12 protein-coding genes and 4 pseudogenes are annotated in these 14,196 nt (G+C 57.8%); 9 read left to right on the forward strand and 7 right to left on the reverse strand.

The window, feature by feature from the left end:
- The 3 genes and pseudogenes from V8Z74_RS25140 to V8Z74_RS25150 form a co-directional block, all read left to right on the forward strand.
- A partial coding sequence (locus V8Z74_RS25140; RefSeq protein ID WP_349712056.1) for an IclR family transcriptional regulator domain-containing protein occupies nucleotides 1-784 on the forward strand: 784 nt, incomplete at its 5' end.
- Nucleotides 785-851: 67 nt separating this feature from the next.
- Nucleotides 852-1,068: pseudogene (locus V8Z74_RS25145) on the forward strand (IS3 family transposase); the annotation flags it as partial.
- A pseudogene (locus tag V8Z74_RS25150) lies at nucleotides 1,068-1,151 on the forward strand (IS5/IS1182 family transposase); the annotation flags it as partial. The pseudogenes V8Z74_RS25145 and V8Z74_RS25150, both read left to right, overlap by 1 nt.
- Nucleotides 1,152-1,412: 261 nt before the next feature.
- On the opposite strand, the gene V8Z74_RS25155 reads toward V8Z74_RS25150, so the two are convergent.
- The 5 genes from V8Z74_RS25155 to V8Z74_RS25175 all read right to left on the reverse strand — a co-directional run bounded on the left by V8Z74_RS25155 (nucleotide 1,413) and on the right by V8Z74_RS25175 (nucleotide 6,390).
- The gene (locus tag V8Z74_RS25155) at nucleotides 1,413-2,201 is read right to left on the reverse strand and encodes an IclR family transcriptional regulator (RefSeq protein WP_003054617.1); all 789 of its coding nucleotides are present in this window, start codon (nucleotides 2,199-2,201) and stop codon (nucleotides 1,413-1,415) included.
- Between the two features lie 121 nt (nucleotides 2,202-2,322).
- Nucleotides 2,323-3,300 carry a PDR/VanB family oxidoreductase gene (locus tag V8Z74_RS25160; RefSeq protein WP_003054619.1) on the reverse strand — a complete coding sequence of 326 codons (978 nt, stop codon included), beginning with the start codon at nucleotides 3,298-3,300 and terminating at the stop codon, nucleotides 2,323-2,325.
- A 4-nt stretch (nucleotides 3,301-3,304) separates the two neighbouring features.
- On the reverse strand, nucleotides 3,305-4,084 hold the full coding sequence (locus V8Z74_RS25165) for an SDR family NAD(P)-dependent oxidoreductase (RefSeq protein ID WP_003054621.1): 780 nt from the start codon (nucleotides 4,082-4,084) through the stop codon (nucleotides 3,305-3,307).
- Between the two features lie 3 nt (nucleotides 4,085-4,087).
- Nucleotides 4,088-5,062, reverse strand: a complete 975-nt coding sequence (locus tag V8Z74_RS25170) for a Bug family tripartite tricarboxylate transporter substrate binding protein (RefSeq protein WP_150107001.1) — start codon at nucleotides 5,060-5,062, stop codon at nucleotides 4,088-4,090.
- Nucleotides 5,063-5,115: 53 nt separating this feature from the next.
- Nucleotides 5,116-6,390: a Rieske 2Fe-2S domain-containing protein gene (locus V8Z74_RS25175; RefSeq protein WP_349712060.1), complete on the reverse strand. Its 1,275-nt coding sequence runs from the start codon at nucleotides 6,388-6,390 to the stop codon at nucleotides 5,116-5,118.
- 318 nt (nucleotides 6,391-6,708) lie between these two features.
- Here V8Z74_RS25175 and V8Z74_RS25180 point away from each other — a divergent pair.
- A pseudogene (locus V8Z74_RS25180) lies at nucleotides 6,709-7,095 on the forward strand (transposase); the annotation flags it as partial.
- 342 nt (nucleotides 7,096-7,437) lie between these two features.
- A pseudogene (locus tag V8Z74_RS25185) lies at nucleotides 7,438-8,399 on the forward strand (IS481 family transposase).
- On the opposite strand, the gene V8Z74_RS25190 reads toward V8Z74_RS25185, so the two are convergent.
- Together V8Z74_RS25190 and V8Z74_RS25195 are read right to left on the reverse strand one after the other, a co-directional pair.
- Nucleotides 8,396-9,004 (reverse strand): LysR family substrate-binding domain-containing protein, encoded by a 609-nt coding sequence (locus tag V8Z74_RS25190; protein WP_349712062.1) that lies wholly within the window; start codon nucleotides 9,002-9,004, stop codon nucleotides 8,396-8,398. The pseudogene V8Z74_RS25185 and the gene V8Z74_RS25190 sit on opposite strands and share 4 nt — an antisense overlap.
- Before the next feature lie 88 nt (nucleotides 9,005-9,092).
- Nucleotides 9,093-9,320 (reverse strand): LysR family transcriptional regulator, encoded by a 228-nt coding sequence (locus tag V8Z74_RS25195; protein ID WP_349712064.1) that lies wholly within the window; start codon nucleotides 9,318-9,320, stop codon nucleotides 9,093-9,095.
- A gap of 189 nt (nucleotides 9,321-9,509) precedes the next feature.
- Between V8Z74_RS25195 and V8Z74_RS25200 the strand changes: the two genes are divergently transcribed.
- From V8Z74_RS25200 to V8Z74_RS25215, 4 genes are all read left to right on the forward strand, one after another.
- Nucleotides 9,510-10,679 carry an acyl-CoA dehydrogenase family protein gene (locus V8Z74_RS25200; RefSeq protein WP_034400553.1) on the forward strand — a complete coding sequence of 390 codons (1,170 nt, stop codon included), beginning with the start codon at nucleotides 9,510-9,512 and terminating at the stop codon, nucleotides 10,677-10,679.
- A gap of 9 nt (nucleotides 10,680-10,688) precedes the next feature.
- Nucleotides 10,689-11,663 carry an acyl-CoA dehydrogenase family protein gene (locus tag V8Z74_RS25205; protein ID WP_003054582.1) on the forward strand — a complete coding sequence of 325 codons (975 nt, stop codon included), beginning with the start codon at nucleotides 10,689-10,691 and terminating at the stop codon, nucleotides 11,661-11,663.
- Between the two features lie 20 nt (nucleotides 11,664-11,683).
- Nucleotides 11,684-12,856: a CaiB/BaiF CoA transferase family protein gene (locus tag V8Z74_RS25210; protein WP_003054583.1), complete on the forward strand. Its 1,173-nt coding sequence runs from the start codon at nucleotides 11,684-11,686 to the stop codon at nucleotides 12,854-12,856.
- 61 nt (nucleotides 12,857-12,917) lie between these two features.
- Nucleotides 12,918-13,904, forward strand: a complete 987-nt coding sequence (locus V8Z74_RS25215; RefSeq protein WP_003054584.1) for a Bug family tripartite tricarboxylate transporter substrate binding protein — start codon at nucleotides 12,918-12,920, stop codon at nucleotides 13,902-13,904.
- Nucleotides 13,905-14,196 lie beyond the last annotated feature (292 nt).

A 14,196-nucleotide genomic window follows, 5' to 3' on the forward strand; every position in this document is an offset into this window, starting at 1 on the left:
ACACCTTGATTTGATCGCTATGCAGGACAAGAACTTTGTGGAATCGCTGCGCAAGGGATTGGGGGTACTGACTTGCTTTGACCGTCGGCATACCCGGCTCACGCTGTCGGAAGTGGCCAGGCTCACGCAGTCCACACCAGCATCGGCCAGACGTTCACTCAGCACGCTGGTACAGCTTGGCTATCTAGAGAGTGACGGGAAGCTGTTCTGGATGCAGCCCAAGTCGCTGCTGATCGCCTATTCATTTCTGTCATCGCGCCCCATGCCTGCGTTGGCCCAGCCGCTACTGGACGCACTGTCGGAGCGCACCAGAGAGTCCGCTTCGCTTGGTACTTTGTTGGAAGACGATGCCATCATCATTGGCCGTTCGACCGCACGGCGCAGCTTGAGCACGGGCCTAGGAATAGGATCTAGATTGCCGGTGTACTGTTCTGCGATTGGTCGGATGTTGTTGTCAGGACTCCCCCAGCAGGAGGCGCGTGCAAGGCTGGAGATGATTGAGCGGGTGGCTCTGACCCATCAGACAGTGACTGACTTGGAGAAGTTGCTGGGCCTGCTTGAAACTTGCCGACAATCCGGATGGTCATGCAGTGATGGAGAGTTGGAGCTGGGTGTGCGTTCCATGGCAGCGCCAGTGCGCGACCCTCAAGGCAACACTATTGCTGCCATGAGCATTGCAGTTAGGGCCGAGAGACTCAGTATGAGCGAGTTCAAAGAGACTTTTTTGATGCCGTTGAAGCGCGCTCGCAATGAATTGGAAAAAAAACTATATCCGTCCTGTTGATTTACACGCAAAGCTGACCCGCTGAGATGAATCACCGGCACTACTGAATTCCAGATTCCTGCTGGCTGCAAAGTTGGTTCGCTCGATGTCCCGCAAAGGGTGCTCGCCAGACAATGCTGCATGTGAAGGCTTCTTCGGAAGGCTGAAAATGGAGCTGTTTTATCCCGGCAATTGGCAATCAACGACGATTGGGCAGTTCATCGAAGCTGTCGATACTTGCATTCTTTGGTACAACGAAAAAACGTATCGTGGTATCTCTGGGACGTTTAAGCCCTGTGGAATATGGAAGGACTGCGAGCGGCTGCTCAATGCTAGCTTGCAGTTTGTCCATTTGGCCTTCTGGGTTCTATTGCTCAAAAGACTTTGAACAGACTCTTAGTGTTGTGCGCTCTGACCTCAAGGTTTCCTCGAATAGCAGACTTGGCGCCGTTGCTACCCGTCTCTAGGAGATAAAAGATAGGCGTCATACATACATCCAAGAGCGTCCGATCGACTCCAACAGCTAGGCGGTCTCAAACCCTCAACTAAATTTGCAGCACCTAGAGCGTGGTCTTCGCAGATCCCTCTTGAAAAAAGAGATCGGTAAAGATTTCCGAAACGGCAACACCGTCCAGTATGAGACTGGACATCATGGCTCCAGGCTCTTGAATCCCAGTGCCGCTGAAAGCTGGGCCGCCTCCTCCCTGAGGAGCACAGCATAGCCCCGAACAACCTCTTCGCTGAGTCTTGCGCTAGGGCCAAACAACCCAAGTGATCCCACCACACGACCGCTACTGTCGAAAAATGGTGCGGCAATGGCGACGGCTCCCTGAATCAGCTCATCACGGCTTGTTGCATAGCCTTCGATGCGAATTTGCCTCAGTTGCTCCGTGCACCGCTTGGTTTCTTCGGTACCTTCCGCTCCGTAGACAGAAAGATCCTGCTTGTCCACGTTCAGCCAGGCGAGAATGGACCGTCCACTGGCCCCCCGCACCAGATTCTCACGGTAGCCCACGCCGCGCTTGAAACTCAGGGGCTGTGTACTGGGGAGTTCGGCAACACATGTCCTGGAGACACCTTCCTGCACATGCAGGGAAACGGTCTCACGGGTTTTCTCCCACAGGCGGCGCATCATTGGTTGGGCAACGGTTTCGTAGCTCATGCCTGCGGACCAGGCATGGGCCATCTGGGCGACTGCAGGGCCGAGCCGGAATCGCTGGGGTTCGCCCTCGGAAACGAGAAACCCCTTAGTGTTGAGCGTATCGAGCAAGCGATAGAGGGTCGGCCGGCTCAGGTCGACCCGCTTTAGTAGTTCGGCCACCAGCAATCCATCGTCCCCAGGCCTGAAAGCAAGAAGCACGTCAAGGGCCCTCTGGACCGCGCGCACCCCGCCTTCGGATTTTTCGGATTCGGCTATGTCAACGGTTTTCTGATTCATGCCGATACTCTACCTGCAATTGTCCATCTGATGGACAGGAAACATGGAAGAGAAAAAGGCTGGCGTCATTCCCTGGACACTGCCACCCCTTCCTGCCATCCGCACACTGTTCCCATGCCGCTCAGCAATCCAGGACCAGGTTGCCTGAACGGCATCCAGAGACGCAGATCATCATGCTCTTGTTCGCGGCCCGCTCCTGCTCGCTCAGTATCTGGTCGCGGTGATCCACATCACCGGAAATGACCCGGACCTCACAGGCCCCGCATACACCTTCACGGCAGCTGTACTCGGGGTTCATGCCCGCGTTGATCAAGGTATCCAGCAAAGAAGTCCCTGCAGCCACCTGCACGGTCCTGCCGGTCCTGCGCAATTCGACGGCATAGCCGACTTCCGGCGTCCGGGGGGCTGCCAGCGGCGCGGCAGCAAAGCGCTCCAGGTGTACATGCGCCAGCCCCAGTTTCCCGCAACTGTCTTCATACGAATCCAGAAAGGCCAGGGGCCCACAGGCATAGAAGTGCGCGCCTTCGGCATGTCCCTGGAGAAGGTTGTGCAGATCGGCACGCACACCTTTTTCTTCCTTGAAGTGCCAGTCGACAGTCACCCTGCCGCCGACCTGAGCTGCAATGGCCTCGATCTCCGGCACAAAGGCGGCGCTCGCGCGGCTGGATGCGCAATAGATGAGGTGCGCCGTCCTGCCCAGGGCATCCAGCCTCCTGAGCATGGCAAGAACAGGCGTGATGCCGATCCCTCCGGCTACCAGCACGCTATGGGGGGCAGTCTCGACCAGGGGGAAATGATTGCGCGGCCCGCCAATCTGGATGACGTCCCCGACCCTCAGCCTTTGATGGACAAAGCGTGAACCGCCACGGCTGGCTGGGTCCAGGGAAACCGCCACCACATAGCGATGACTTTCCCCCGGATTGATCAGCGAATAGCTTCGGATCAACCCATCGGCCAGGTGCAGGTCGATATGGGCACCCGCCTGCACGGGCTGGGCAAACTCCTCTGCCACAACAAGCGGCCGCAGCTCCACGCTGAGGGTGCCTGCCGCTTCGTAGCGCATCTGGTGGACGCGCGCCTGAAGATATGTAGAGGCCATGGCGTTACATGATGTGCAGGCCACCATCGACCATCAGGGTGGTCCCGGTGATGAAAGACGCTTCGCGGGAAGCCAGCCAGAAGATGGGCCAGGCGATTTCCTCCGGCGACGCCCAGCGCCCTATGAGCGATGTGTCCTTGCGCTCCGTCCTGAGCTGCTCCACGCTCTTGCCCGCGTTGCGTGCCCTGCCGACGTGGAAGTCGGTCAACGTGGAGCCCGGGCACACCGCATTGGCGCGTACGCCGTGAGCGGCTTCCTCGAATGCCAGGCTACGGGTATAGGCCAGTTGCGCCGCCTTGGTCGCGTCATACAGGGCCATGCCCTTGCGACCCGTGACCGCGTAGCAGGAGGACACGTTGACGATGCTGCCGGTTCCCGACTGCCTCAGTGCAGGAAGCGCAGCCCTGCAGTAGTTGGACATGCCCACCAGATTGACGCCGACCATGGCCTGCCATTCGGCAGCAGTGGCATCGGCTGCGGCACTGTAGTTGCGCATGGCTGCGTTGTTCACCAGGGTATCGAGACCGCCCCACTGTTGCACGCACTGCCCTACGGCTGCCGCTGCAGCCGATTCGTCCGACACATCGGCCATGACGCATGCCAGCCGGGCTCCCGGCACGGCCTGCAAAATGGCTTCACGCGTGCGTTCCAGAGCCTCAGCGTTTGCGTCCACCATCAGCACTGCAGCCCCTTCCTTGCAGAAGAGATGGGAGGCGGCGGCGCCTATGCCCGCACCGGCGCCGGTAATCAAGGCGGTGCGTCCCGCCATTCTGGATTCGCTCATTGTTCAATCCGCCTTTGCATTCGTTGCCTTGATGACCTTGCCCCAGCGCCCGATTTCGGTTGCTATCCAGTCATTGAATTGCTTGGGAGTGCTAGCAATGGTCTCAAACTCCATCTCATCCAGATGCTTGCGTACGTCCGGTGAGTTGAGAATACGCACCATGGCTTGGTGGTAGGTGTTAATGACGGCAGGCGGTGTTCCGGCAGGCGCCAATAGACCGATCCAGGACGTGGCCTCAAAGTCCTTGAGACCAGATTCCGCCAGTGTGGGAATCGTGGGTGTACTGGGGAAACGCTTAGCTCCCGTGGAGGCCAACAGCTTCAACCGACCTTCCTTGACGAATCCCTGCACATTGCCCGGAACAAAGAAACCGCTTTGAACATTGCCAGCGATCAGATCTGTCACCGCAGGCCCCGCCCCTTTGTAAGGAACATGAGTCATCTGGAAGCCAGCAGCCGATTTCATCATCTCCATGGTGAGGTGCGAAGCGCTGCCCATGGCCACCGAGCCATAAGAGTACTTGCTGGGGTTCGCCTTGGCCTTGGCGATGAAGTCCTTCACGTCCTTGAATCCGGCCTTGGGGTTGACCACCAGGTATTGGGGCGACTTCACCGCCAGCGTGATGGGAGCCAGGTCCTTGAGTGGGTCATAGGGCATCTTGTCGAACAGGGTGACATTGATTGCCAGAGGCCCGTTGTAGCCAATCAGCAAGGTATGGCCGTCCGGCACGGAGCGGCTGACTTCGTAGGCGCCGATGTTCCCGCCTGCACCAGGCTTGTTCTCAACCACGAAGGGCTGGCCCAGCGCCTCCTGCAGCTTGGGCGCAATCAGGCGCGCCAACACATCATTCGTGCTGCCTGTAATGGGCACCACGATGCGCACTGGCTTGGTGGGGCGCCATTCGGGCGCAGCGGCAGCCTGACCCCAGGCCGCAGTTGCCGCGCAGGCTCCTGCGACCAGGGCAGCCTTGAGTGTCATAGGGAATTTCATGTTTTTTTGTCTCCGTCATTTCTTGTCTTGGTGTTTCTCGTTCAGAGGCTGAAGACTGGCTTCTTCGTCGCATCCGCCAGTTCCTCGCGGGCCCAGGCCACGGGGTCCTGGTCGCGGGGCAGCAGCACGCCTGCAGGGCGCACGTGCTGCTCGCTTGCGTCAAGGGCGGGAGGTGTCTCACCCTGCTCGAGGCCCAAGGCCGCTTCATTGAGCATGCGGCGAGCCATCACAATGGCCTTGTCCGTAGGCAGCAGTCTCTCTGCGGCATGGTCCTGGATGGGACCCATGCTTTCCTGCAGCGAATAGTCCTGCGCGGAGAAACCGAAAATTCCGCTGTAGGAACGCTCCTCGCGCTGTGCAACCCGGTCCATGCCATAGTCATTGTTGCGATTGGCCTTGGGGATGAAGCTGCCGGGCTCTTCGTACTCCACATGTATGCCTTTGCCTTCCTCCATGGACTGCCGCTCTTCCTTAGTGAGCGGCTGGTCCGGCTGCCAGCTGATGCTCCAAGCCCAGCAGTTGTGGTCGTCGATAGGCACCCACACATGACCGCCCAGTGCATGGTTGCCGAACGGTGCAATGAGCGTGAACCAGGGGAACAGCCACTGCGTGATGCGCCAGTAGTAAGAGTCAGGCTCACCATTGCGACGGCCGAATAGGCTCAGACCAAAAGGCGTCTGTTCGATCTCGAACTTCACATTGCCGTCGGCCTTGATGTAGTCCAGCGCCTTGACGCCCTGGTGCATGGGATCCGTATCCACCTCGAAGCGGTGCACATATGACACATGGGCAGTGTCTATACCGCCTTCCATGGCCTGCAGCCAGTTACTGTATTGCAGGCGTTTGGAGACAAATACATGCTCCGGCGGCAGGGTACACCACTCCAACTCTGGAGGAGATGGTTTGTGCTCCTCGGGGCCCATGTAGGTCCAGACGATGCCCCCGCGCTCCACGCACGGATAGCCCTTGATATGCATGCGGGCGCAGGATTGCGGCGACGAAGGAACATCCACGCACTGTCCATCGCCGTCGAACTTGACGCCATGGTAGGCACAGCGAATGCCGTTCTCTTCGTTGCGACCAAAGTAGAGCGACACGCCGCGATGAGAGCAGAACTCGCTGATCAGGCAGGCCTTGCCGTCCGTATTTCGAAAGGCCAGCAGCTTTTCGCCTAGCAGTTGGACCCGTACCTGCGGACCGTCCGCTTCGGCGATCTCGCTGGACATCAGTGCTGGCACCCAGTAGCGGCGCAGCAAATTTCCCATTCGTGTATTGGGGCCGACGCGGGTGAGCGTCTCGGACATTTCCTTGTTCATGCCTTGTCTCCGTGAGGTGGTTTGATTTCGATGGTGTTCGTCTGATGAGACTGATGTCCATTTTATGGATTTCTGGATGTGTGTCAAATTTATTAAATCTGTCCACTCTGTGGATAGACTGCGCAGCAGCAAGGTTTCACTTGAGAGGTTTCATAAGTAAGGGAGTCCGGCCTCAACCTCTCCACTAAGAGCACGCGCAAGCGCCTGCCGACTGAAACCGAATGGGAGTACGCTGCCTGAGGCGGACCGGAGCAACAGCGCTATGTCTGGGAGCCCTTCAGGAGCTCAATGGCGACGTCATGGCCAGCATCAGGAAGGATCAAACAGGTGCTTGGCATTGGCCTGCTCACGGCGACCGCAGTTGTTGCCAGCATGGGTAATGCCCAGGCGTTCAAGGACGCGAGAGAGTTCTCAGCGTGGGTCGGATTGGTGCCACGCCAAAGCTGCACAGGTGGTCGAGTGCGGCAAATGGGCATCAGCAAACGTGGGGACGCATATCTGCGAACGCTGTTGATGCACGCGGCGAGATCTGTTGTGCTTAAAAGCCACGAGGCGTCCGCATGGCCGTGGCTGCAAACGTTGCTCAAACGCAGGCCCTACAACGTAGTTGTTGCGGCAGTTGCCAACAAGCTGGCCAGGACCATCTGGGCTGTGCTTGCCAAAGGGCAAGCGTGGAATGCGCAAGCTTGGCAAGGCGTGCACTGAAGAGCACGAAGAATTGATTGCGAATCTGACGTTTTGAAGGAGAGCAAGCGATCCGAAATGTGTGATGGGCCAGACAGGTCGGACCGAGATGAGGACACTCCGATAAGAGCCAAGAGCGCTCAGTTCGAGTGTTAGATGGGAGCCTCATCAGCGAATGCCATCAGGGCCAGCAGGTGTACTAGCCTGCACAATAGGCCAGATATAAGACTGCAGCCCTGCCTCCTGACTCTTCATGCACAAGGGTTGCTTGTAATCCGGGAGGCTTCCATATAAGCCACTCTTAAGATGTATGGTCCCAGGAAGTCATGGTGCATTCTTTAGCCTGGAACAGGAGAAAGCACTATGGCAATCCGCCTGCATGGCAGCGCCCGCACGACGCCGCGTATCCGCGCAGAACTCCTGCTAGCGACCGGCTCCCATCGGTCTTTGGCCAAGCTCTATGGCCTCAACCCCAAGACCGTGGCCAAGTGGCGTGCGCGCACCTCTGTTCTCGATGAGCCCATGGGTCCTCGGGACAGAGCAAGCCAGCATCTTTCTCAAGAGCAAGAACACTTGGCAATTGTATTACGCAAGCAAGGGCATCTGTCGCTGGACGATCTCATGGGGCAGCTCCTGGAGACGGCACCCAAGCTCAGCCGCAGCGCCTTGCATCGTTGCCTGCAGCGACACGGCATCAGCCGACAGCCCGCAACGCAGGTGCCGCGAAGGCACGGAAAGTTTGAAGAAACGACGCTGGGCTTCGTGCACATCGACAGTGCCGAAATGAAGATCTCCAGCGGCAGACAGCACATGTTTGTTGCCATAGACCGCGTCACAAAATTCACGCATGTTGCGTTCTTTGACAGGGCCACGAAAGCCAACGCAGCGCAGTTCCTTCGGCAGGTGCTCGTGGTCTTCCCGTACCGCATACATACCGTTCTGACGGACAACGGCATGGCCTTCACAGGGCAAGAACGCTTCAGAGGCGGCGTCACCGACACATGCATCGGTCACATCTTCGAGCGCATCTGCAAGTTCAATGGAATCGAGAAACGACATACCAAGCCGTACCACCCTTGGACTAACGGCATGGTCGAGCGTATGAACCGGACCATCAAGGAATCCACGATCAAGGTGTATGACTATGAGGGCCTGGAGCAGCTACGGAAGCATGTCCAGGCATTGTTCAAAGCTACAACTTCGGCAAGCACTTGAAAGCGCTCAGGTGGAAGACACCATTCCGTGCGATGTGCGAGGCGTGGGAAAAAGATCTAAGCCGCTTTAGACTTCATCCGCACCAGCTCACTGTGGGACTGAACATCTAAATACTCCGGTTTTCAGGGGCAACCTCAGTTGCCATTGTTTGCAGTGCAACTTCTCTGAACTTGACTGCAGCAGGTGGCTCGGCATCCGCCATGTAGGCAAGCGACAGGCCCATCCAGCTGTCGTGCCCCAAGTCTGAAATTTCCCGATAGGCAATTACGTCACTGGCGTAGCGGCGCATGACTGATGGCACGAGTGCGACGCCCAGGCCGCTTTCGACAAGGGCCAGTATGGTTTGCACCTGGGTGGCTTCCTGGGTGATTCGGGGAATGAACCCCGCGCGCTGGCAGGCGGCCATCACAAGGGAGCGCAGGCTTGTGGCGGCTCCCTCGGCATACATAAGAAATGCCTCTCCGGACAAATCGTTCAGACGAATGGCAGTGTGCTTGGCCAAGAAATGGTCCTTGGGCAAGGCGGCGATGAGGCTCTCACGTTCCAAGGAAACGAGCGTGGTAGAGGTCGCAGCCATCACTGGTGCGCGTACAAGGCCCAAGTCCAGCGAGCCGTGCTCAAGTTGCTCAACAATGGAGACGGATGGTGCTTCCTGCAGTTTGAGCTCGACGGCGGGATATTGCGCCCGGTAGGCCGGCAGCAGACGCTGGAGCATGCCGAATGTGGTAGTCCCTACGAATCCGATGCGGAGCGTGCCTCCGATCCCGGAGATAGCGTCGTGGGCCGCAGTGATCACTTGGCGTTCAAAAAAAAAGCAGGCGTTTTGCTTCCCGCAGCACGGATTCTCCTGCAACGGTGAGAGTCACTCCGGCTGGGCCACGATCAAAGAGCCTAGTGCCAAGTTCAGCCTCGAGCTTCTGAATGGAGACTGATAGGGGTGGTTGTGCTAGGTGTAGTCGCTCAGAGGCCCGCCGGAAGCTGCCAGCCTCGGCTAAGGTGACGAAGTTTCGAATGCGCTTGAGGTCCATCATAGGCGGCGGCTCCACGGAGGCACAGCCATTCCCTGGCAGGGCCTCGCCATATAGGCGTTACTGGAAAACCATGAATAGTCATACTGACTCGGTATGGTGGCGGAGAAATACGATATTAGACAAGCGGGAAGCTCCTCCAATAGCATTCGCCCATCAAAGTAACTGCGGGCACGACGTGCTTTCAAGCCGATGGTTGATTTGCTAGTCTCTCTCAAGTTTGCCTCCTTGCCTTCTGACGTTGAGGTCCTGCGTGAAGAGGTCCGAAGTTTTCTACGCGAACATCTTGGCAATCCGTCCGTAGATCGACGAGCGCGTAGCTGGATGGGGTTCGATGCTGATTTCAGTTGGCGCTTGGCCAAACGGGGCTGGGTTGGTGTGACGTTGCCAAAGGAATATGGCGGCGCGCACATGACACCTTTGCAGCGGTTTGTGCTAGTGGAGGAGTTGCTCAGTGTCGGCGCGCCTGTCGCCGCGCACTGGGTGGCCGAACGGCAAAGTGGGCCTCTTATCCTGAAATTTGGCTCGCAAGAGCAGCGCGATTTCTATTTGCCGCGCATTTGCGCAGGGAAAGCCTTTTTCTGCATTGGGATGAGTGAGCCCAACTCGGGCTCCGATCTGGCAAGTATTCGCTCACGTGCCACACGTGTGCCGGGCGGGTGGAAGCTGCAGGGGCGAAAGATATGGACCACTAACGCACAGCATTGCGATTACATGATTGCTCTGTTGCGGACCTCCGGCGTCCCTGAAGACCGGCAGGAGGGGCTGTCTCAATTCATCGTAAACATGAAATCGCCGCGCGTAGAGGTACGCCCTCTAGTCGATTTGTCCGGCGATGCCCACTTCAATGAAGTGATGCTTGACGATGTCTTCGTGCCTGACGAGGCACTGGTTGGTCAGGTAGGCCAGGGATGGACCCAGGTGAACGCGGAGTTGGCCTTGGAGCGCAGCGGTCCTGAACGTTTCTATTCAAGTGCCGTCCTATTGAATGCATGGATGGACTTTCTGCGTATTCAGCAAGGCTCGCGTGCCGTAAGTGGTGAGGAATTGGTGGTGCTGGGGCGGTTTGCTGCCCATATGACTGCCCTACGGCAAATGTCCATTGCGCTGACCACTAAGCTCGCTGCAGGCGAGAGTCCATTGATCGAGGCGGCGCTCATGAAGGATTTGGGCACGGAGTTCGAACAGTCGATACCTGCGGTGCTGGAGGCCGTGTTGGGGTCAATAGCTCCGGAAGAGGTTGAGCCTCAGTTGCTGCGCGCACTGAATTATCTGAGCCTGATTGCGCCATCCTTCTCCCTGCGTGGGGGAACGCGAGAGATTCTGCGTGGCATGGTTGCTCGCGGTCTGGGCCTTCGCTGAGGAGTTGTTATGTTTGTTGAAGCATTACAGAGGATCTTGCAGGCTGAGGTGACTCCCGAATACGTGCGAAAGGTGGAAGCGGGGAGTGCGATGGGCAGGGGTTGGGATGTTTTAGAGGAAGCGGGTTATCTGGAGCTCTTGGTGCCGGAGGCGCAGGGCGGTGCGGGCCTGTCCCTGTCGGACTTGTACGGTATTTTCCATCTGCTGGGAGCACATGCGACACCACTGCCGTTGGCCGACACCATTATCGCGAGAGTGCTGACGGCCACGCCTGCCAGCCTGCCGAGTGGGCCTATCGCACTGGCATCTTCGTCAGTGGCATTGCCGGACGGCGGCGTGCGTTGTGCAAATGTGTCTTTTGGCGCCGTGGCTGGACATGTGCTTGCTCCGAGAGGGCTAGGGCTGGTTTTGCTGCCAGTGGCCTCTGCTTCTTGCTCGGCCGCTGGGTTGTGGGGTAGCCAACTGGCCTCGTTTGATTGGCCGGCAGATGTGTGCGTGCCTATCTCTGGCACTGGTGCGGAGCTAAGTGCTTTCGTCGCGACAAGTTACGCCGCCATGCTATGTGGTGCCATGGAGCAAGTATTCCGCCTGACGATGCAGTACTGCAACGACCGGGTGCAGTTTGGTAAACCCCTGGGCAAGTTTCAGGCAGTTCAGCATCAGTTGGCGGTCATGGCCGAGCATATTGTGGCCGCGAGCTTGGCGACGCAAGTGGCCTTCAGTGGGGATAGGTTGGTACCGGACATGATTTTGGCCGCTATCGCTAAAGGGCGAGCCAGTGAGGCGGCCCTGTTAGTGGCCAATACGGCACACGCACTGCATGGAGCCATCGGCATCACTGCCGAGTATGACTTGCAACTCTTTACGCGCCGTCTGCATGAATGGCGAATCACTCACGGCTCTGAGACGTACTGGTATCGGCGGGTGGGTGAGGGTGCACTTGGGCAGCAAGCATCGTTTTGCGAGTTCGTGCAGGCGATATAAGTTAGGGAGATGAGAGCTATATGGCAGGATCACTGAATGGGCTGCGCGTTCTGGACATGACTTCTGTTCTGATGGGGCCTTTTGCGACGCAGATACTTGCGGATCTGGGGGCTGATGTCATCAAGGTCGAGCCCCCGGAGGGCGATACGATCCGCCATCTGGGGCCGATGAGGAATCCAGGGATGAGCGCTGGCTTTCTGCACGTTAACCGCAACAAGCGCAGTGTTGTACTGGATGTGAAGGACGCTCAGGCTCACAAATCTCTGTTGGACATCGCGCGGACGTCTGACGTCTTTGTGAGCAACATTCGGCCGGCAGCGCTCGCTCGGCTGGGCTTGTCCCATGAAGACTTCGCCCGAGTAAATCCTTCCATCATCTATGTCACGTTGGTTGGCTATGGTCAGAAGGGTCCATATGCGTCCCGCGCGGCTTACGACGACATGATCCAGGCGGTATGCGCGATACCGAGCTTGATTGCGGAAGTGGGAGATGGGGTGCCGCACTATGTGCCGTTGGCCATCGTGGACAGAGTTGTGGGCCAGGCTGCGGCGACGGCTATTTTGGCGGCATACATCCACCGGCTGAAAACCGGGGAAGGGCAGGCGGTAGAGATCCCGATGTTTGAGACGATGGTGCCCTACGTTATGAGCGAGCACATGGCTGGGCATACCTATGAGCCTCCCGCAGGTGACATGGGCTACAAACGGCTGCTGTCACCATCGCGGAAGGCCTTTGCCACTGCCGACGGTCACGTCTGCACCGTTTTGTACGCCACCAAGCACTGGCGTTCCTTCTTTGAGTTGGTGGGGGCAGACGAAAAGTACCGCAATGACCCTAGGGTTGCAACCATCGAAGCTCGCACCAGCCACATCAACGAGCTTTACGGCGAGGTTGCTAGCTATCTGTGCACCAAGCCGAGCGCCTATTGGTTGGAGGCGCTTGCGGATCAGGATATTCCCGTGATGCCTCTGCATACGCTGGAGACCTTGATGCACGACCCGCACCTGGAGGCTGTGGAATTTTTTAAGTATCGCAACCACCCGACCGAAGGTCCACTGATCGAGATGGCTGGTCTGGGTAACTGGTCGCGAACACCTCCGGTCATGGCGCGCCCGGTGCCGTTGCTTGGCGAACACACCGATGAGGTCCTCGAAGAGGTATCTGCATGTATGTCAGGCCGCATTGCGTCCTAGAGCCGGATTTGCGCAGGCGACGACCTTTGACGTCGAGCCATTACAACGACAGGAGACAATCATGAGTGCCATATACAAACTTATTGTGGTAGGTGCGGTCGCGGGTGCTGCCTTGTTAAGAGCTGACCTTGCGCTCTCGCAAGGCAATACTTATCCCGACAAACCCATTCGGATGCTGGTAGCGTTTCCGGCAGGTGGACCCACCGACGTGAATGCGCGGCTCTTTGCTCAGTACATGGGTGAGAGGCTGGGGCAACCGGTGGTGGTGGAAAACCGTCCCGGTGCAGGCGGGAACGTTGCTTCGACGATGGCGGCGAATGCGCCCAAGGATGGGTACACGCTGCTCTATAACACGTCATCCTTCCTGCTGGGCGCATTGGCCTACAAGTCAGCTACCCACAATCCGATGAAGGATTTTGTGCCAGTAGTGCGGACTGTGGGAGTTCCGCTAGTAATCGCGGTGCACCCTAAAGTGGCCGCGAAGAGCATCCAGGAGTTTGTTGTGCTGACTAAGAGCAAACCAGGCACGATGAACTATGCGTCCTCAGGTGCAGGGACGATTGACCACTTGGCCTTTGCGATGCTGGAGTCGCGTCTGGGTATGAAGCTGACACATGTTCCATACAAGGGCACAGCTCCTGCGCTCACAGACCTAGTGGGTGGCCAGACCGACACTTTTATGACTACGCTTAACACGGTGCTCCCTTTCCTGCAGAGTAAGCAACTGACGGCCTTGGCGGTGGGATCCAAAGTACGGACCTCTTTGCTGCCGACCATTCCCACTGTGGCGGAGGCCACAGGCATCCCTGATATCGAACTGACAGCATGGAACGGTATCGTGGCCCCTGTGGGGGTGCCCAAGGAAATTGTGAAACGGCTCAATACGGTCGTCAACGAGGCCATCAAAGATCCGGTATTCCTGAAGAAGCTTGAAGCCAGCGGCGCGGAGCCTTATGGAGGGAGTCCTGAGGACTATGGCCGGTTCCTAGCCAGTGAGCAGGTGAGCCTGGCCAAGTCCCTCCGCGAAGCTGGAATCGAGAAGCAATAAGGTCCAGGAGCAAGCTTGTGCATGGTCCGGCTTGCTTGATCCAGAGCAAGCACGGGGTCTCCTCGTTTTCAGTGCAATAAGTGACGGTACGCAAAGCTAGCACTGGCGCGGGGGTGGTCTGGGTAGACCGTTGATTTCATTGACTTTCCTGTTCGCTTTGTAAACGGGTATGGTGGCCTCCCACTTTTGAGGTTCACGATGCAGGGTTGGCACACAACGTTTTTGGGGATGCGTGGGCTCCCCCGCGATATCAGCGACTTCGAGATGAAGGCATTTTTCACCTTCGATGGTG

This window comes from Comamonas sp. w2-DMI (assembly GCF_040187735.1).
In the GTDB taxonomy this organism is placed as follows: domain Bacteria; phylum Pseudomonadota; class Gammaproteobacteria; order Burkholderiales; family Burkholderiaceae_C; genus Comamonas; species Comamonas terrae.

What these genes read in the sequence shown, in the direction of transcription:
- V8Z74_RS25215 (WP_003054584.1), top strand. Translation starts at nt 12,918, where the DNA reads ATGAGTGCCATATACAAACTTATTGTGGTAGGTGCGGTCGCGGGTGCT.
- V8Z74_RS25160 (WP_003054619.1), bottom strand. Translation starts at nt 3,300, where the DNA reads ATGGCCTCTACATATCTTCAGGCGCGCGTCCACCAGATGCGCTACGAA.
- V8Z74_RS25155 (WP_003054617.1), bottom strand. Translation starts at nt 2,201, where the DNA reads ATGAATCAGAAAACCGTTGACATAGCCGAATCCGAAAAATCCGAAGGC.
- V8Z74_RS25165 (WP_003054621.1), bottom strand. Translation starts at nt 4,084, where the DNA reads ATGAGCGAATCCAGAATGGCGGGACGCACCGCCTTGATTACCGGCGCC.
- V8Z74_RS25200 (WP_034400553.1), top strand. Translation starts at nt 9,510, where the DNA reads ATGGTTGATTTGCTAGTCTCTCTCAAGTTTGCCTCCTTGCCTTCTGAC.
- V8Z74_RS25175 (WP_349712060.1), bottom strand. Translation starts at nt 6,390, where the DNA reads ATGAACAAGGAAATGTCCGAGACGCTCACCCGCGTCGGCCCCAATACA.
- V8Z74_RS25195 (WP_349712064.1), bottom strand. Translation starts at nt 9,320, where the DNA reads ATGATGGACCTCAAGCGCATTCGAAACTTCGTCACCTTAGCCGAGGCT.
- V8Z74_RS25190 (WP_349712062.1), bottom strand. Translation starts at nt 9,004, where the DNA reads ATGCTCCAGCGTCTGCTGCCGGCCTACCGGGCGCAATATCCCGCCGTC.
- V8Z74_RS25205 (WP_003054582.1), top strand. Translation starts at nt 10,689, where the DNA reads ATGTTTGTTGAAGCATTACAGAGGATCTTGCAGGCTGAGGTGACTCCC.
- V8Z74_RS25170 (WP_150107001.1), bottom strand. Translation starts at nt 5,062, where the DNA reads ATGACACTCAAGGCTGCCCTGGTCGCAGGAGCCTGCGCGGCAACTGCG.
- V8Z74_RS25210 (WP_003054583.1), top strand. Translation starts at nt 11,684, where the DNA reads ATGGCAGGATCACTGAATGGGCTGCGCGTTCTGGACATGACTTCTGTT.